This window comes from Mesorhizobium australicum (genome assembly GCF_900177325.1).
GTDB classification, from domain to species: Bacteria; Pseudomonadota; Alphaproteobacteria; order Rhizobiales; family Rhizobiaceae; genus Mesorhizobium_A; species Mesorhizobium_A australicum_A.
This window is the reverse complement of record NZ_FXBL01000004.1, coordinates 2,122,356-2,140,371: the sequence shown is the minus strand read 5'-3', so window position 1 is coordinate 2,140,371 and position 18,016 is coordinate 2,122,356. Positions and strand designations below refer to the sequence as shown.

General features: G+C 66.2%; 15 protein-coding genes. 5 read left to right on the top strand and 10 right to left on the bottom strand.

What is annotated here, in order from left to right:
* Positions 1–11: 11 nt before the first annotated feature.
* From B9Z03_RS12875 to B9Z03_RS12860, 4 genes are all read right to left on the bottom strand, one after another.
* Positions 12–2,480: a glycogen/starch/alpha-glucan phosphorylase gene (locus B9Z03_RS12875; protein ID WP_085464563.1), complete on the bottom strand. Its 2,469-nt coding sequence runs from the start codon at positions 2,478–2,480 to the stop codon at positions 12–14.
* Between the two features lie 145 nt (positions 2,481–2,625).
* A complete protein-coding gene (locus B9Z03_RS12870; RefSeq protein ID WP_085464562.1) occupies positions 2,626–3,408 on the bottom strand; it encodes an ATP-binding cassette domain-containing protein in 783 nt (260 codons plus the stop codon).
* Positions 3,408–4,490, bottom strand: a complete 1,083-nt coding sequence (locus B9Z03_RS12865; protein WP_085464561.1) for an ABC transporter permease — start codon at positions 4,488–4,490, stop codon at positions 3,408–3,410. Before B9Z03_RS12865 ends, B9Z03_RS12870 begins: the two co-directional genes overlap by 1 nt.
* A gap of 411 nt (positions 4,491–4,901) precedes the next feature.
* Positions 4,902–5,918, bottom strand: a complete 1,017-nt coding sequence (locus B9Z03_RS12860; RefSeq protein WP_085467640.1) for a sugar ABC transporter substrate-binding protein — start codon at positions 5,916–5,918, stop codon at positions 4,902–4,904.
* 226 nt (positions 5,919–6,144) lie between these two features.
* On the opposite strand from B9Z03_RS12860, the gene B9Z03_RS12855 reads away from it, so the two are divergent.
* Both B9Z03_RS12855 and B9Z03_RS12850 read left to right on the top strand, forming a co-directional pair.
* Positions 6,145–7,368, top strand: a complete 1,224-nt coding sequence (locus B9Z03_RS12855) for an ROK family protein (protein ID WP_085464560.1) — start codon at positions 6,145–6,147, stop codon at positions 7,366–7,368.
* Positions 7,369–7,397: 29 nt separating this feature from the next.
* Positions 7,398–8,318: a carbohydrate kinase family protein gene (locus B9Z03_RS12850; protein ID WP_085464559.1), complete on the top strand. Its 921-nt coding sequence runs from the start codon at positions 7,398–7,400 to the stop codon at positions 8,316–8,318.
* 3 nt (positions 8,319–8,321) lie between these two features.
* Here the strand turns inward: B9Z03_RS12850 and B9Z03_RS12845 are convergent, their stop codons facing one another.
* The 5 genes from B9Z03_RS12845 to cysD are packed head-to-tail and all read right to left on the bottom strand — an operon-like array spanning position 8,322 to position 12,704.
* Complete coding sequence (locus tag B9Z03_RS12845; RefSeq protein WP_085464558.1) at positions 8,322–8,705, bottom strand: helix-turn-helix domain-containing protein; 384 nt, start codon at positions 8,703–8,705, stop codon at positions 8,322–8,324.
* 9 nt (positions 8,706–8,714) lie between these two features.
* Positions 8,715–9,017 (bottom strand): type II toxin-antitoxin system HigB family toxin, encoded by a 303-nt coding sequence (locus tag B9Z03_RS12840; protein WP_085464557.1) that lies wholly within the window; start codon positions 9,015–9,017, stop codon positions 8,715–8,717.
* A gap of 44 nt (positions 9,018–9,061) precedes the next feature.
* Positions 9,062–9,871: a 3'(2'),5'-bisphosphate nucleotidase CysQ gene (cysQ, locus tag B9Z03_RS12835; RefSeq protein WP_244561734.1), complete on the bottom strand. Its 810-nt coding sequence runs from the start codon at positions 9,869–9,871 to the stop codon at positions 9,062–9,064.
* 21 nt (positions 9,872–9,892) lie between these two features.
* On the bottom strand, positions 9,893–11,797 hold the full coding sequence (gene cysN, locus B9Z03_RS12830; RefSeq protein ID WP_085464556.1) for a sulfate adenylyltransferase subunit CysN: 1,905 nt from the start codon (positions 11,795–11,797) through the stop codon (positions 9,893–9,895).
* 1 nt (position 11,798) lies between these two features.
* Positions 11,799–12,704, bottom strand: coding sequence for a sulfate adenylyltransferase subunit CysD (gene cysD, locus B9Z03_RS12825; RefSeq protein ID WP_085464555.1), 906 nt, complete (start codon positions 12,702–12,704; stop codon positions 11,799–11,801).
* A 374-nt stretch (positions 12,705–13,078) separates the two neighbouring features.
* Between cysD and B9Z03_RS12820 the strand changes: the two genes are divergently transcribed.
* From B9Z03_RS12820 to B9Z03_RS12810, 3 genes are all read left to right on the top strand, one after another.
* On the top strand, positions 13,079–14,368 hold the full coding sequence (locus tag B9Z03_RS12820; RefSeq protein WP_085464554.1) for an O-antigen ligase family protein: 1,290 nt from the start codon (positions 13,079–13,081) through the stop codon (positions 14,366–14,368).
* 160 nt (positions 14,369–14,528) lie between these two features.
* Positions 14,529–16,508 carry a UDP-N-acetylglucosamine 4,6-dehydratase gene (locus B9Z03_RS12815; RefSeq protein WP_348529017.1) on the top strand — a complete coding sequence of 660 codons (1,980 nt, stop codon included), beginning with the start codon at positions 14,529–14,531 and terminating at the stop codon, positions 16,506–16,508.
* A 17-nt stretch (positions 16,509–16,525) separates the two neighbouring features.
* Positions 16,526–17,479 carry an NAD-dependent epimerase/dehydratase family protein gene (locus B9Z03_RS12810; RefSeq protein WP_139832259.1) on the top strand — a complete coding sequence of 318 codons (954 nt, stop codon included), beginning with the start codon at positions 16,526–16,528 and terminating at the stop codon, positions 17,477–17,479.
* Here B9Z03_RS12810 and B9Z03_RS12805 read toward each other — a convergent pair.
* Complete coding sequence (locus tag B9Z03_RS12805; protein WP_432417033.1) at positions 17,454–18,005, bottom strand: sugar transferase; 552 nt, start codon at positions 18,003–18,005, stop codon at positions 17,454–17,456. The genes B9Z03_RS12810 and B9Z03_RS12805 overlap by 26 nt on opposite strands.
* Positions 18,006–18,016: the final 11 nt, after the last annotated feature.

Here is an 18,016-nt window from a genome sequence, read left to right as displayed (position 1 = left end):
GTCTCCTCCGATCAGACGGGCACGTTCCAGATTTCGCGGGCGTATTGCCTGATGGTGCGGTCAGACGAGAAGAAGGCCATCCGCGCAGTGTTGCGGATCGCTTTGGACAGCCATTGCGGGCTGTTCCTCCACAGCTGGTCGACCTCGCGCTGCGCCTTGCAGAAGGCGTCGAAATCCGCCGCGACCATGAACCAGTCGTGGTTGTAGAGGCCGTCGATCAGGTCGCGATAGCGGTTCGGGTCGTCGGGCGAGAACACGCCGGACGAGATCGCCGACAGCGCCTGCGACAGTTCGGGAGAACCCTCGATGATCGCGCGCGGCTCGTAGCCGCCGGCGCGGCGCTCGGCGACCTCCTCGGCCGTCAGGCCAAAGATGACGATATTGTCGTCGCCGACGCATTCCTTGATCTCGACATTGGCGCCGTCGAGCGTGCCGATGGTGATCGCGCCGTTGAGCGCGAACTTCATGTTGCCGGTGCCGGACGCCTCCAGCCCCGCGGTCGAGATCTGCTCGGAGAGATCCGCCGACGGCACCATCACCTCGGCCATCGAGACGTTGTAGTTCGGCATGAACACGACCTTCAGCAGGCCGCGCACCGAAGGGTCGCCGTTGATCGCCCGCGAGACGTCGTTGGCGAGCTTTATGATCAGCTTGGCATTGTGGTAGCTGGGCGCCGCCTTGCCGCCGAACAGCTTCACCCGCGGCACCCAGTCCTTGTCCGGATTGCTGCGGATCTGGTCGTAGAGCGCCACCGCCTCCAGGATGTTCAGGAGCTGGCGCTTGTATTCGTGGATGCGCTTGATCTGGATGTCGAACATGGCCGACGGATCGATCCACGCGCCGGTCCGCTCATGCGCGAGGGTCGCCATGCGCTCCTTGTTCGCCCGCTTCACGGCGGCGAACTTCTCGCGGAAGGCTGCATCGTCGGCGAACTTGTCCAGCTCGGAGATCTTCTCGATGTCGTCGAGGAAGCCGTCGCCGATCGCCTCGCGCACCAGCGAGGTCAGGCCGGGATTGGCCTGCATCATCCAGCGGCGTGGCGTGATGCCGTTGGTCTTGTTGTTGATCCGGTCCGGATAGAGCATGTGCAGGTCGTGGAACACGGTCTGCTTCATCAGATCGGTGTGCAGCGCCGACACGCCGTTGATCGAGTGCGAGGCCGCAAAGGCCAGGTTGCCCATCCGCACGCGCCGCTCGCCGTCCTCGCCGATCAGCGAGATCGAGCGTATGTGCGCGTCGGTGAAGCCTTCCTTGGCGCGGGCCTCGTGCAGCACCTGCGCGTTGATCGCGTAGACGATCTGCATGTGCCGCGGCAGGAGGCGCTCGAACACCGTCACCGGCCAGCTTTCCAGCGCCTCCGGCAGAAGCGTGTGGTTTGTGTAGGCGAAGGTGCGCTTGGAAATGTCCCAGGCGGTGTCGAAGTCGTGGCCGTGCACGTCCATCAACAGCCGCATCAGCTCGGCCACCGCGATCGCCGGATGCGTGTCGTTCATGTGGATCGCCGCCTTGTCGGGCAGCGACAGCAGTTCGCCGTACTGGCCGAGGTGCCGGTGGATGATGTCCTGCAGGGACGCGGCGGAGAAGAAATACTCCTGCCTCAGCCGCAGTTCCTGGCCCTCGATATGCGAATCCGCCGGATAGAGCACCCGCGTCAGCGCCTCGGCCATGTTGCTCTCGCGCAGCGCGCCGATATGGTCGCCGGCATTGAAGGCGGCGAGCATGATCGGGTCGACCGGCAGCGCCGACCAGAGCCGCAGCGTGTTCACCCGCGCTCCGCGCCAGCCGACGACCGGGGTGTCGTAGGCCACCGCGATCACGCTGTGGTTCGGCTTCCAGACATGCCGTTCCAGCCGCCCCTTCGCGTCAGTCACCGACTGGACAGTCCCGCCGAAGCCGATCTCGATCGACCGCTCGCGGCGCTCGAACTCCCACGGATTGCCGTGGTCGAGCCAGGTTTCCGGCAGTTCCACCTGCCAGCCGTCGGAGAATTCCTGCCGGAACAGGCCGTGCACGTAACGGATGCCGTAGCCGTGCGCGGGAACGTTGACGGTCGCCATGCTCTCCATGAAGCAGGCCGCGAGCCGTCCGAGGCCGCCATTGCCGAGGGCTGCGTCCGGTTCGAGGGCCGCGATCGTCTCGATGTCGACGCCCAGCGTCGCCAGCGCCTTGCGCATATCCTCCAGCATGCCGATGTTGGAGAAGGCGTCGCGCATCAGCCGGCCGATCAGGAACTCCATCGACAGGTAGTAGACCCGCTTCGCCTTGGTGTCGTAGGCGGCCTTGGTGGATTCGATCCAGCGCTCGATGACGCGGTCGCGCACCACCTGGATCGCGGCGGTCAGCCAGTCATGCCGCGTCGCCACCGACGCGTTCTTCCCGATCCGGTAGGTCAGGCAGTAGAGGACTTCCTCGGCCAGTTCCGCCGGGTCGCTGCTCTTGGGGGAAGGTCTGGGAAGTTCGGTCGTCATCGCCTGGTTCATGGGTCGCCCTCGTGTCGGAAACGGCGGACCCCTCGGCCGCCAGCCGCTCCAGGTTTCCTTCACTCCTCCCGAACGTCATGCTAGCGGCGAAAATCCGGAACTCAAACGGTATTCTTCGCTCCGGAAGGCTCCGCGCCGAACTCCGTCACGCCGCCAGGGCATCCTCCGGTGGCTTCTTTGCCCCGGTCATCAGCGCCACGGCGTCCGACATCGAGATCTGCTTCGGATCGACGACGCACAGCCTGCGCCCCAGCCGGTGGATGTGAATCCGGTCGGCCACTTCGAAGACGTGCGGCATATTGTGCGAGATCAGCACGATCGGCACGCCACGGCGGCGCACGTCGAGGATCAGCTCCAGCACGCGGCGCGATTCCTTGACGCCCAACGCAGCCGTAGGTTCGTCCATGATGATCACCTTCGAGCCGAAAGCTGCCGCGCGCGCCACCGACACGCCCTGCCGCTGTCCGCCCGACAGCGTCTCCACCGCCTGGCCGATGTTCTGGATCGTCATCAAACCAAGCTCGGACAGCTTTTCCCGCGCGCGCTTCTCCATCGCCGGGCGGTCGAGCATGCGCAGCCACTGTCCCATGAAGCCCGGCTTCCTGATCTCGCGGCCGAGGAACATGTTGTCGGCGATCGACAGCGCCGGCGACAGCGCCAGGTTCTGGTAGACAGTCTCGATGCCGGCGGCGCGCGCTTCCATCGGTGACTTGAACGCCACCTTCTGTCCGTCCAGCTCGATTTCGCCCTCGTCGGGCGTGACCGCGCCGGAGATCGCCTTGATCAGCGAGGACTTCCCCGCCCCATTGTCGCCGATCACGGCGAGGATCTCGCCGTGATTGAGATCGAAGTCGGCCCGGTCGAGGGCGGTGACGCGGCCGTAGCGCTTCACGAGGCCGCGCGCGGTGAGGATGGGCTTTTCAGACATCAGCCTGCAACCTTTCTGATCCACTGGTCGATGGCGACCGCTGCGATGATGAGCACGCCGATGAGCAGGTAGGTCCATTGCGGGTCCGTGCCCCAGAGCCTGAGACCCAGCGAGAACACGCCGACGATCAGCGCGCCGAACAGCATGCCGAGGATCGAACCGCGCCCGCCAAACAGCGAGATGCCGCCGATCACCACCGCCGTGATGGATTCGATATTGGCGAACTGGCCCGCCGTCGGCGACACGGAGCCGAGCCGGCCGATGAGCGCCCAGCCGGCCAGCGCGCAGATCAGCCCCGAAATCACATAGACCGACACCAGCATCGGCTTGACGCGCACGCCGGCCAGTTCCGCCGAGTCCGGATCGTCGCCGATCGCATAAAGATGCCGGCCGTACGCCGTGTGGTTGAGGATGTACCAGAGCAGCAGCACCAGCAGCACCATCGTCACGACGCCCAGCGTAAAGACCGCGTTGCCGACCCGGAAGCTCGCGCCGAACAATTGCAACAGCGGCGCCTGCGCCTCGATGTCCTGGCTGCGTATCGTCTCGTTGGCCGAGTAGAGGAAGTTGGCGGCCAGTACGATCTGCCAGGTGCCCAGCGTCACGATGAAGGGCGGCAGCCTCCAGTAGGCCACCAGCACGCCGTTGATCCAGCCGCACAGCGCGCCGACGGCGAAGCCGCACAGCACGGCGATCGACGGCGGCAGGCCGTAGCGGAACGCGAACTGCCCCATCACCACCGACGACAGCACCATGATGGCGCCGACCGACAGGTCGATGCCGGCCGTCAGGATCACCAATGTCTGCGCCGCGCCGACGATGCCGACGATCGCCACCTGCTGCAGAATCAGCGTCATGGTGAAGGCGGAAAAGAACTTCGATCCGAGGATCACGCCGAAGATCAGCAGCGAGAGAACCAACACGATCAGCGGCACCGCCGCCGGATTGCCGTGCAGGAAGTGCTGTGCCTTCTGCAACGGGCCTCTGTCATGCCCGTCGAACGACGCGACGGACTTGGAGCTGTCGACCAGCACCTTCTCGAATTCCTGCGATGGCTGCGAAGCCGGTATCGTATCGGCCATGTTGGCCTCCTCCCTGAAGCCGCCCTAAGCTGGGCGATCGGCTTCTCCGGACGGTCACGCCGCCCGAAGGAGCTTTTCAGCAATGGTCCGCCCGGCGAGGACGGGAATCAAGTCACTGCGTGCAAGCAGCGCCGCCTCCAGGTCCCCTCCCCCTGGAGGGGTAGGGGTGGGGGTAATCCCAGCTTCGCCCGGCCTGGGTCGCGCTGCCTGCGCCCCTTCTCCCCCTGGGGTCCGAAGGACGGGCGAGACCGTTGGCTCGCCCCGGCTCAGGTGGCCGCGAAGCGGCCGGATGAGAGAACTGCACGCTCCACCGTCGCCCGGCCCGGGTCCCGCTGCCTGCGGCAGCTCCCCGGCGTTCGAACCCTTTCGCCGTGCCACCGGCACGGCGAATTCGCTGCGCGAACCGGGTTCTCACCCCCAGCACTTCTCCGTGCCTTCCTTGACACTGATCGACGGCACGCCCTCCGCGGGCTTGTCGGTCACCAGCGCCACGCCGGTGTCGAAGAAGGCCTTGCCTTCCGTCGGCTTCGGCTTCTCGCCCGTCTCGGCGAACTTCTTGATCGCCTCGACGCCGAGCGAGGCCATCAGCAGCGGATATTGCTGCGAAGTCGCGCCGATGATGCCGGCCTCGACGTTCTTCACGCCCGGGCAGCCGCCATCGACCGAGACGATCAGCACGCCCTTCTCCATGCCCACTGCCTTCAGCGCCTCGTAGGCGCCGGCCGCGGCCGGCTCGTTGATGGTGTGGACGACGTTGATGCCCGGGTCCTTTTGGAGAAGGTTCTCCATCGCCTTGCGGCCGCCCTCCTCGTTGCCGTTGGTCACGTCGTGGCCGACGATGCGTGGATCGTCCTCGTCGCCGATCTTGTTGATGTCCTTCACGTCGATGCCAAACCCCTTCATGAAGCCCTGGTCGCGCAGCACGTCGACGGTCGGCTGCGACGGGGTCAGGTCGAGGAAGGCAACCTTCGCGTCCTTCGCCTTGTCGCCCAGCGTCGCGGCGGCCCATTTGCCGATCAGTTCGCCGGCCAGAAGATTGTCGGTCGCAAAGGTCGCATCGGCGGCGTCGGCGGGCTCGAGCGGCGTGTCGAGCGCGATCACCAGAATGCCCGCGTCGCGCGCCTTCTTCACCGCCGGCACGATGCCGGCCGTGTCGGAGGCGGTGATGAGAATGCCCTTGGCGCCGTCGGCGATGCAGGTCTCGATGGCAGCCACCTGGCTCTCGGAATCGCCGTCGATCTTGCCGGCATAGGATTTGAGGTCGACGCCGATCTCGGCGGCCTTTGCGGTCGCGCCTTCCTTCATCTTCACGAAGAAGGGGTTGGTGTCGGTCTTGGTGATCAGGCAGGCGCCGACGCCAGCGGCGGAAGCGGGCGCCGACAGCGCCAGGAGCGCAGCCGCGGCCGCGCCGAAGACGGTCGTTTTCAGGATTGCGGATGTGGTCACGGTAGTCCTCCCGGGAAAAGTGACGATGTTGAAGGCATCACGCCGGCCTCCCTGACGGCGGCACCCGCCACGAGGGCCAGGATACGCCCTAAGCGAACACGATGAACGGCGACGAGTCAATAGATAATTCACACTTATTTATTATTGACACATCCAAGATGCGGCGTCAGACTGTCCCGAAAATCGACGGCGCCTAGGGAGGGGCACGATGGACAGCGCTGCGCTGCGCGCGGACAATGCACCGCGTGATCTCGGCTCCCGCCGGGGCACGAACCAGAGCGGCATGCGCGACTACAACGAGCGCCTCGTCCTCTCGCTCGTGCGTCAGCACGGCGCGCTCGCCAAGACCGACATCGCCCGCATCACCGGCCTGTCCGCGCAGACGATCTCGGTGATCATGCGCGAGCTGGAAGGCGAGGAGCTGCTGCTGCGCGGCGAGCCGATCCGCGGAAAGGTCGGCCAGCCCTCGGTCCCGATGTCGCTCAACCCGGAGGGAGCATTCTTCCTCGGCCTGAAGATCGGCCGCCGCAGCGCCGACCTCGTGCTGATCGACTTCCGCGGCGCGATCCGCGGCATGACGCATTCGACCTATGCCTATCCGGAGGCGCGCGCGACGCTCGACTTCGCACGTTTGGGCATCGCGGACCTGCTCGGTCGGCTCGACGCCACGCAGCGCCGGCGCGTCGCCGGTCTCGGCATCGCCATGCCGTTCGAACTGTGGAATTGGGCGGACGCCGTCGGCGCGCCGCGCTCGGTGATGGACGAGTGGCGCTCGATCGACATCCGGGCGGCGCTTTCGGCCGAGCTCCCCTTCCCCGTCTATCTCCAGAACGATGCGACCGCCGCCTGCGGCGCCGAGCTCGTCTTCGGGCAAACCGGCGATTTCCGCAACTTCGTCTACTTCTACGTCGGTGCCTTCATCGGCGGCGGCGTGGTGCTGGAGGGTGCGCTCTATGCGGGCCCCACCGGCAATGCCGGCGCGCTCGGCTCGATGCCCGTCCCCGACGCCTCCGGCCGGCCTGTCCAGCTCATCGACATCGCCTCGATCGCCGTGCTGGAAAAGGCGCTGATCTCCGCCCGTCGCGACGGCGGCATCCTGTGGACCTCGCCGGAAGAATGGGGCGATCTCTCGCCCCATCTCGACGCCTGGATCGATACGGCGGCCGCGGGCCTCGCCTATGCCATCGTCGCCTCCTCTGCCGTCATCGACTTCGAGGCCGCCGTCATCGACGGCTGGATGCCCGCCGGCGTCCGCTCGAAGCTCGTCGAGGCCGTGGCGCTCAAGCTGCGCCAGTTCGACATCGAGGGGCTGGAACTGCCGGTCGTGCGCGAAGGCACCGTCGGCATCCATGCCCGCGCGCTCGGCGGCGCAAGCCTTCCCCTGTCCGACCGCTTCCTGATCGGCCAGATCGTCATGACGCGGGGCAGCTGAGTGCCCGCCCAGATGTTCCCGGAGTGCGCATGATCCTCTGCTGCGGCGAGGCCCTGATCGACATGCTGCCGCGCGAGACCACGCGCGGAGAGAGCGGCTTCGCTCCCTATTCAGGCGGCGCGGTGTTCAATACGGCGATCGCGCTCGGCCGCCTCGGTGCGCCGGTCGAGTTCTTCACCGGCCTGTCGAGCGACCTGTTCGGCGACATGCTGCGCCAGACGCTCGCCGAAAGCGGCGTCGGCACCCGCTATTCGCCGCTCTCTGCCCGCCCCACCACGCTCGCCTTCGTCAAGCTGACGAACGGCCAGGCAAAATATGTCTTCTACGACGAGAACACCGCCGGCCGCATGCTGTCCGTCGCCGACCTGCCGGCGCTCGGCGAAGACGTTTCGGCGATGCTCTTCGGCGCGATCAGCCTCATTCCCGAACCCTGCGGTTCCGCCTACGAGGCGCTGATGCGCCGCGAGCACGGCCGCCGCGTCACCATGCTCGACCCCAACATCCGCCCGAACTTCATTCCCGACGCGGCCGCCCACCGCGCCCGCATGATGCGCATGGTCGCCATGGCCGACATCGTGAAGCTCTCCGACGAGGACCTCGCCTGGTTCGGCGAGGCCGGCAGCTCCGACGACATAGCCCGCCGCTGGTTGGCGCTCGGCCCGAAACTCGTCCTCGTCACCCGCGGCGGCGACGGCGCCACCGGCTATACCGCGACTGCGACGGTCAAGGTGCCTGCCCGGCGCGTCGAGGTGGTCGACACGGTCGGCGCCGGCGACACGTTCAACGCGGGCGTGCTGGCCGCAATGCATGAAAAGGGACTGCTGACGAAAGCCGCGATCGCCAGGCTCGCAGAGGACGACATCCGCGCCGCCCTCGACCTCGGCGTCCGCGCCGCCGCCGTCACCGTCTCGCGGGCAGGAGCGAACCCGCCGCGACGGGAGGAGCTGTAAAACTCAGGCGCTGCGCTTCCGGGCCTCCAGCTCGTACGGCCGGATCAGCGTTTCCGCCGGAATGCCCCACTCGGAATTCAGCCGGTACGCCATCTCCATCGTCAGCGCCCGGCGGCGGTTGAGCACTTCCGACGCCCGCGAGGCCGAGCCGAACAGCGCCGCAAGATCGCTCTGCGTCCGTCCCGTCATATCCATGTGGATCCGGATCGTCTCGACAGGGTCGGTGTCCCCGAGCGGAAAGGCATGCTGCTCGTAGTGCTCGACCAAAGTCGCTAGGAGGTCCAGCCGATCACCCTCGTCGGTTCCCGGCGCTGCACCCCACAAGCGCTCTATCTCGGCCAGGGCTCGCGAGTGATCTTCAGGGGTGGTGATAGAATGGATGTCCATCCGACGTCCTCAGTGCACAGATACGGTCAGCGCATCGATGCGATCATACTCTGCATGCGTTCCGACGAATTTCACGAACGCGATCTGCCGCACGAAGTCGAACGCCACGATCAGCCGATAGTTTCCGCCAGCGACCTCGAACCTGACTCGTTCCGCGTTCAGCACCTTTGCCTTGGAGAACGCCGCGGCAATCTCCGCCGTGGAACTCCAGGTCGCCTTCGCGGCAAGACGGTACCAATGATCGAGAGACGCCTGCGCATCGGGATGGCGGCGTGCGAATTCCACAAGCGTGCTTCTGGCGATGACGCGCACCGGTATTTCCCATTATGGGAAATCTAGTCAGAATGGGAGCAAAGTCAACCCTTGGCCCCGCCCTCGGCGACAAACCACGGATTGGCGAAGTCGACATCTTCGGCCTGGTTGCGCTTGCCGTAGGTGAAGGGCCTGCCGTCGATGAGCGTCGTGCGGCCGCCGGCCGCGCGCAGCACGGCGTCGCCGGCCGCCGTGTCCCATTCCATCGTGCGGCCGAAGCGCGGATAGAGGTCGGCCTTGCCGCTCGCCAGCAGGCAGAACTTCAGCGACGAACCGACCGACACGATCTCGGCGCCGTCGTGCCTGTCGATGAACTCGTCCGTCTCCGGCGTGCGGTGCGATCGGCTGGCGACGATCGTCTTCGGTTCGGCGCAGCCGCGCACGGAGATCTCGCTGCGATCGAGAGGCTCGTGGTTTTCGCCGACCGCCACCGCATAGGCCTTGCCCGGTCGGCCCGAATAGAGCGTGCCCTGGGCCGGCGCGTAGACGACGCCGATCTCCGGCACGCCCTTGCGCACCAGCGCGATGTTCACGGTGAAGTCAGGCCGGCGCTTGATGAACTCCTTGGTTCCGTCCAGCGGATCGACCAGAAAGAACGTATCGCCGAGCGCCGGCGGCAGCAGCCCGGCCGATGCCTCCTCCTCCGCGACACAGGGTATGTGCGGAAAGGCAGCGCGCAGCCCCTGGAGGATGACGATTTCCGCACGCCGGTCCGCCTCCGTCACGGGCGAATGATCCGACTTTTCCTCGACGACTATGCCGGCATGGAACACGTCCATGATCTCTGCGCCGGCCAAAAGCGCCAGGCGCTCCAGCTCGGCCAGGATCGCCGCGTCGTCCATTCCGATCGTCATCGTCGCCTCAGGCATCGTTTCTCAGATATAGCCGCGCTCGCGCAGCCAGGCTTCCAGCGCCTCGGTCAGCTCTTCCGGCGAGCGACCGGAGGTCTTGAGGTGCACGTCGGCATGCTCCGGCGCCTCATAGGGCGAATCGACGCCGGTGAAGTTCTTGATCTCGCCCCTCAGAGCCCGCGCATAGAGCCCCTTCGGGTCGCGGCGCGCGCATTCCTCGAACGGCGTGTCGACGAACACCTCGACGAACTCGCCCTCCCCCATCAGTTCGCGCGCCATGCGGCGCTCGGCGCGGAAAGGCGAGATGAACGACACCAGAACCAAGAGGCCGGCGTCGACCATCAGCCGCGACACCTCCGCCACGCGGCGGATGTTCTCGACGCGGTCCTCCTCGGTGAAGCCGAGGTCGCGGTTCAGCCCGTGGCGGACATTGTCGCCGTCGAGGATGTAGGTGTGCTTGCCGTTGGCGTGCAGCTTCTTCTCGAGCAGGTTGGCTATGGTCGACTTGCCGGAACCCGACAGGCCGGTAAACCAGAGCACGGCCGGCTTCTGGTGCTTCAGTTCCGCGCGCGCATTGCGGTCGACGTCGAGCGCCTGCCAATGGACGTTCGAGGCGCGGCGCAGCGGATGCAGGATCATGCCTGCGCCGGCAGTGGCATTGGTGATCCGGTCGATCAGGACGAAGGCGCCCGTGACGCGGTTCTCCGCATAGGTGTCGAAGGCGACCGGCGACTGGGTCGAGATGTTGCAGACGCCCACCTCGTTGAGTTCCAGCGACTTGGCCGCCTCATGCGAGAACGTGTTGATGTCGATACGGTGCTTCAGCTCCGTCACCGTGGCGTTCATCTGGTCGGTTTCGGTCCGCAGCAGATAGGAGCGGCCCGGAAGCAGGGCGTGCTCGTCGAACCAGACGATGTTGGCTGTGAACTGGTCGGCGACATGCGGCCTGGTGTCGGGAGCAACCAGCATGTTGCCGCGCGAGACCTCGATCTCGTCCTCCAGCACGATCGTCACCGCCTGGCCTTCCGATGCGGTCTTGAGATCGCCGCCCTGCGCGACGATGCGCTTGACGCGGCTCGGCTTGCCCGACTTCGCCACAACGACGGTGTCGCCCCGCGCGATGGAGCCTGACGCGACCGTGCCGGCGAAGCCGCGGAAGTCGAGATTCGGACGGTTCACATATTGGACGGGGAAGCGGAACGGCTTCTTCTCGTCGGCCGATGCCAGCGGCACGGTCTCGAGATGCTCGAGCAGCGCCGGGCCGGTGTACCAGCCCATCCGCCCGGAACGCTGCGTGACGTTGTCGCCATAGCGGGCCGAGAGCGGGATCGGCGTCAGCGTCTCGAAGCCGAGGTCCTTGGCGAAGGCGCGATAGTCGCCGACGATCCGGTCGAAGACGGCACGGTCGAAGCCGACGAGGTCGATCTTGTTCACCGCCAGCACGATGTGGCGGATGCCGAGCAGCGAGGCGATGAAGGAATGCCGGCGCGTCTGGCGCAGCACGCCCTGGCGCGCGTCGATCAGCACGATCGCCAGGTCGGCCGTCGAGGCGCCCGTCGCCATGTTGCGGGTATACTGCTCGTGGCCGGGCGTGTCGGCGACGATGAACTTGCGCTTCGGCGTGGCGAAGAAGCGGTAGGCGACGTCGATGGTGATGCCCTGCTCGCGCTCGGCCTCCAGTCCGTCGACCAGGAGCGCGAAGTCGATGTCGTCGCCGGTGGTGCCGAACTTCTTGGAATCCTTCTCCAGCGACGCGAGCTGGTCTTCGAAGATCAGCTTGGTGTCGTAGAGAAGCCGTCCGATCAGCGTCGACTTGCCGTCGTCGACCGAGCCGCAGGTGAGGAAGCGCAGAAGCTCCTTGTTCTCCTGCTCGTGAAGGAAGGCATGGACCGCGCTGGCGGCGGCGGGCTTGGGCGCCACGTGCTCCATCTCAGAAATATCCTTCACGCTTCTTCTTTTCCATGGAGCCGGCTTCGTCCTTGTCGATGGCCCTGCCCTGCCGCTCGGACGTGCGGGCGATCAGCATCTCCTGCACGATCTCCTCCAGCGTCTCGGCGTCGGAATCGATCGCCCCGGTCAGCGGATAGCAACCGAGCGTGCGGAAGCGTACCAGCCGGTCCTCCACCACCTCGCCGTCGCGCAGTTCCATGCGGTCGTCGTCCTTGAGGATCAGCATGCCGTCGCGTTCGACGATCGGTCGCTTCTTGGCGTAATAGAGCGGGACGATCGGAATGTTCTCCTGCAGGATGTACTGCCAGATGTCGAGCTCGGTCCAGTTCGACAGCGGGAACACGCGGATGGATTCACCCGAAGCGATGCGGGTGTTGTAGATCTTCCACATCTCCGGCCGCTGGTTCTTCGGGTCCCAGGTGTGCTGGGCGTTGCGGAAGGAGAAGATGCGCTCCTTGGCCCGCGACTTCTCCTCGTCGCGTCGCGCGCCGCCGAAGGCCGCGTCGAAGCCGTATTTGTCGAGCGCCTGCCGCAGGCCCACCGTCTTCATGATGTGCGTGTGCACGTTCGAGCCGTGCGTGAACGGTCCGATATTCTTCTCGACGCCTTCCGGATTGATATGGACGAGAAGGTCGAAGCCGAGGCGCTCCGCCATCTGGTCGCGGAACTGGATCATCTCGCGGAATTTCCACCGCGTGTCGACGTGCAGGAACGGAAAGGGCGGCTTCGCCGGGTAGAACGCCTTCATCGCCAGATGAAGCATCACGGACGAATCCTTGCCGACCGAATAGAGCATCACCGGCTTGGAGAAGGTCGCGGCCACCTCGCGGAAGATATGGATCGATTCCGCCTCAAGCCTCTGCAGATGAGTCATGTGTGCGGTCATTGTCGCCTGCTTCCAGATCGTGGGTCGGCACGGACATCGTCCGTGTCGGCTGCTTCGCTCGCGGTGGCAGAGCGGCGCACGCCGTCGCGTCTCATGGGAAAGTGCCGCGCCGCGGTTACGGGCGTCACGCATGTCGCGCGGCTTCTAACGGTTTCGTCCGGTAGCGACAACATAAGAATCCGCGTTGCTCGACCCTTGCGTAGAAAAATCTTCTATCGAATCTGTCATCTTGCGTTACTGGGCGGCAGCACGCGGCGCATTTCGCCGCGAAACGTCTTTTGAACGACTGATCCTTCCGCATTGCAGCATCAAGGTTGCATCCGCACAATGGCGGATGATACCTGCCGGAAGTCAACCGAGCGAACGGAAGCTTCTTGCCAGCCATACGCAGGCCAACACTCGACGAGATCAACCGTTGGTTCACCGCCGCGGTGATCGGCGGCGGCGCCGCCGGCGGAAGCCTGGTCAGCATCCTCTACGTGGGCGCCCTGCCGGTCGGCCTCTGGCGGCTGGCGCAGGGGCTGATCGCGATCCCGCGCGAGCGCGGCGTGCGCATCATCGGCATGGCCTTCCTCGCCTATTTCGCCGCCGAAACGCTCTCGACGCTGGTCAACTACACCGGGCCGGACGACCTGCTGCAGGGCGTCGGCGCGAACCTGCCCTTCATCGCCTTCCTGATCGTCTTCGGGCGCCTGTCGCTGACGCCGCGCACCGATGTGCTGCGCTGGGCCGAATACGGCTCGATCGCCGGCGGCCTCGCCGCGGGATTGTCCGCGCTGGTCGAGATCTTCATCCGCGGCGCGCCGCGCGCCGAAGGCCTGGCGGGCAACTCCGGGCCTTTTGCGCTGATTTCCGCTGCGCTCTTCGGCTTCTGCGTCGCGATCGCGATCTACCGCGAAGGCCGCATGCGCCAGTTTGCCGTCGCTGCCGCCCTTTCCGCTGCGGTGGCGCTCATCCTGTCCGGCATGCGCAGCCTGTGGCCCATGCTCGTCATTTCGCCGCTGCTGCTCGCCTGGCTGCTCGACTTCGTCCCGAGGGCGGTGTTCACGCGCAAGACGGCGCTCGCAGTCGCGGCGGCGGCGGTCGTCGTCGCCTCCCTCGGCTATTCGACCGTCGAGACCAGGGTGATGAGCCTGGTCCATGATTTCGAAAAGGTGGACGCCGGCAATTACGACAATTCGCTTGGCCAGCGGTTGCGCGTCTGGAACGCGGCGATCGAACTGATCGAGAAGAAGCCCGTTTTCGGCCAGGGGCCGGCCCATGCGCGCGCCGCGCTGCAGGCCGCCGCGAGCGAGCGGGGTGAAAAGGAAATCACTTTCTCGCACGCCCACAATCTCGTTCTCAACGCGCTGATGCGCTCGGGCGTCTTCGGCCTCGCCGCGGTCATCGCCATGTTCGTCGTGCCGATCTGGGTGGCCGGCCGAGCCGAAAAGGACGAACTCGGGCGGATCGGCTACACGCTGATGGTCGTTGTCTGCGCCACCTATCTCGTCAACGGGGCGGTCAACATCAGCTTCGGCCACGACATCGTCGATTCCTTCTATCTCTACAGCATGATCACGGGCGCCTATCTGGTGTTCGGCCCATCGAGCACGCCGCGCTACAGGCGGCTCGACGACGGCAGCCGCGTGGCGGTCGACCGGCCGGCCTCGTCGGCCGGTTGATTCCTTGGATCATGTGAATGGCGCGACGTGTGTTGCAAAAAGGGAACGGAATACTTTCGGAGCTCTGGATTTCTTTGGTGAAACTTTGCACAAAGGCCGCCAGGGGCTTATGGATAATGCGATCACGCTGCCTTACGGTCGCGTGTGAGGGACAGCCCGCGTGAACCAACTGGTAACGTCAGCCTTGCAATTGCAGCCGCGCCTCCGGCGCGCGCTCATCATCGCGATGGATATCGTGATGGTGCTGATCTCGGTGCCGCTGGCGCTCGCCCTCTCGCTCTCCAACCTGTCCTTCGATCCGTTCTCCTGGACCGGCCTCGCCGTGTGGGCGGGCGTGGGCGTCTTCAGCCATTTCCTGTTCCGCTTCGGCGGCCTCTACGGAACGGTCTGGCGCTTCGCCTCGACGCCCGACTTCTTCAACATCATCAGCAATTGCGGCATCCTGACCGTCGCCCTCTACCTGACGTCGCAGGCCGCGCGCCTTTACACGCCGATGACCGGCCTCAACGAGCGCCAGTTCATCGTCTTCTTCCTCGTCACCTTCACGATGATCTCCGCTCCCCGCCTGCTCTACCGCTATCTGCGAGAAGGCACGGGCTGGCAGCTCGGCGCCAAGCGCAACGACAGGCCGGGACATCGCCGCGCCCTGTTCGTCGGCCAGTTGGAGGATGCGGACCACATCATCCGCTTCACCAACACCGAGAAGGAGAAGACCCAGATCATCGGCATCGTCGCGACAGAGCCCAACGTCAACACCCGCGACAAGATCCGCGGTGTCAGCGTCGTCGCGGTGTGGCCCGAAGTGTCCGGCATCATCGAAGACTATGCCAAGGACACCAAACGGGTCGACCTGCTGATCTTCGGCGGCGGCGGGCAGACGGATCTCAGCAAGTTCTCCGAGCTCGTGCGCGTGGCGCGCAAGGGCGGCATCGAGGTGCTGCAATTCTCCGGCTTCTCGAAGCTGCGCGGCGGGGCGGCGCTCGTCCTGCAGACCGTCGAGATGGAGACGATCCTGCGCCGGCCGGCCGTGCCCACCGACCTTGAGCGCATCCGCGCCTTCATCGACGGCAAGCGCGTGCTGGTGACGGGCGGGGCGGGATCGATCGGCCGCAACCTCGTCAGGCGGTCGCTGGAGCTCGGCTGCGAGGCCGTGCTCGTGGCGGACCAGTCCGAGTTCGGCGTCTTCAAGCTCGAACAGTCGCTGTCCGAAGACTATTGCGAGCGGCTGACCTGCCGGATCGTCGACGTGACGGACAAGGCGCAGTTCACGCGCATCGTGTCGGAGTTCAAGCCCGACATCATCTTTCACGCCGCCGCGCTCAAGCATGTGCCGCTGCTGGAGGACAACTGGGTCTCGGCGGTCAAGACCAACGTCTTCGGCACACTCGTCTGTGCCGAGGTCGCGGCCGAATGCAAGGTGCCGCATTTCGTGCTGATCTCCAGCGACAAGGCGGCCGATCCCACCTCCATGCTCGGCCTGACCAAGCGCGGCGCCGAGCAGATCGTCAATTCGCTGCACTTCTCGGAGCGCATCCGGACGCGCGACAAGGGTCCGAAGCCGATCTACATCTCCGTCCGCTTCGGCAACGTCTTCGGCAGCGACGGCTCCGTCGCCACCGTCTTCGAGAAGCAGATCATGGCGGGCGGTCCGGTCACGATCACCGACCGCGAGATGACCCGCTATTTCATGACCATGGGCGAGGCCGTCGACCTCGTCATCATGGCCGCTGCCGAATCCGCCACGCGGCGCGACATCGACAATTTCGGCATCTACATGCTCGATATGGGCCAGCCGGTGTCGATCCTGACAGTCGCCGAGACGATGATCCGCCTCGCCGGCAAACAGCCGCATCAGGACATCAAGATCAAGTTCACCGGCGTGCGCCCAGGTGAGAAGCTGCACGAAACCCTTTGCGCCGAAGGCGAACTGCTCGTTTCGCTCGACGTCAACAGCCTGTTCGGCCTCAAGACCGGCCTGTTCGGCTGGCAGGAGGTTCGCCGCGCCCTCGCGGACCTGCGCGACAGCATCGACGATGACGACAAGGACGCCGCGGTTGACCGCCTGCGCCAGCTCTACCGCACAATCGACGACGCGGGCCCCGTCGCCGAAGAGGTGATCCCCCTCAAGGTCGCCACCTGAGCGGCTCCGGGCGACCGGTGGACAAGCGGCGCGACGCCGTCCCTGTCGGCATCACCGGCGCGAGCGGCTTCCTGGGCGGCCACGTCGCCCGCCATCTGTCGAGCCGAGGCTTTGCCGTCCATCCGCTGTCTCGCAGCCCTGCGCAGGTCGCCGATGCGCGCCTGCTCCCGTCGCCACACGCGCCGGAGGCCGATTTCCACGCAGCCATGCGCGGGCTGGACGCGATCGTCCATTGCGCCGCGCTCAACAACGACCGGTCCGCCGATGCGCAGGCGCTGGTGGCGAGCAACGTCGATCTGACCCGCCGGCTGGCGGAGGCCGCGATGCGCGAAGGCGTGACGCGCTTCGTCTACATCTCCTCGATCCGCGCGGTCGCGGACCCCGGCATTGACGTCGCGATCGACGACGAGACCGTGCCGGCTCCGTCGCAGCCCTACGGACGCTCCAAGCGCGACGGCGAACTTGCCGCGCTCGCCGCGGCGGCCCCAGGCTTCACGCCGCTCGTCCTGCGCCTGCCGCCGGTTTACGGCGCCGGCATGCGCGGCAATCTCGGCCTTCTCCTGCGTCTCGCGCGCACGCCCGCGCCGCTGCCGCTGGCGGGCCTGTCCGCACGCCGCTCTCTTGTCTCGTCCGATGCCGCGGCCCGCGCAGTCGAGACCTTGCTGGTCGCCGCAACCCCCGCGCGGTCCATCTATCTCGCCAGCGATGCGGCCCCGGTCTCGATTCCCGAAATTCTCTCGGCCTTCCGGCGCGGGCTCGGCAGGCCCCCTCGCCTCCTCGCCGTGCCGGAGGCACTGCTCGCCACCGCCGCCGCCCTTGCCGGGCGCAGGGCCGACTGGGCGGCGCTGACCGCATCGCAGACCTGCAATCCGGCTTCTCTCGTGGCGGAGGGCTGGACGCCCGATCCGGACAGTCTCACCGGCCTGGAACGGCTCGCCGCCGCGCTCAGGGCGCCGGCACACCGGGGATGAGTGTTGCGAGCAGGATGCGCAGGTCGAGCGCGAGCGTGCGCTTCGCCAGATATTCCGCATCGATCACGGCCAGCGCCTCCGGATCCGACATGTCGACGCCGCGCACCTGGGCAAGGCCGGTGATCCCCGGCCGCAGCGCATAGACGCCCCGCGCGCGCCGTGCGGCAATCAGCGCCTCCTGTGTCGGCAGGCAGGGCCGCGGCCCGACGAAGCTCATCTCTCCCAGAAGCACGTTCCAGAGCTGCGGCAGCTCGTCCAGCTTGGTTCGCCGCAGGAAGCGCCCGACGGGCGTCACCGCGCTCACCGCCGCCTCATGCGTCGGCACGGCGCGGGTGTCCCTCCACATCGTCCTGAGCTTGAGGCAACGAAACGGCGTCTCGTGCCGGCCGACTCGCTCCTGCACCAGCAGCGCCGGTCCGGCCGACGTGCCCCGCACCGCGAGCCCCGCGGCCAGCACCAGCGGAAACGTGACGACCAGTCCGATCAGGGCAATCGACGCTTCCGTCAGCCGCGCGAGCACATTGATGGCCTTTCAGA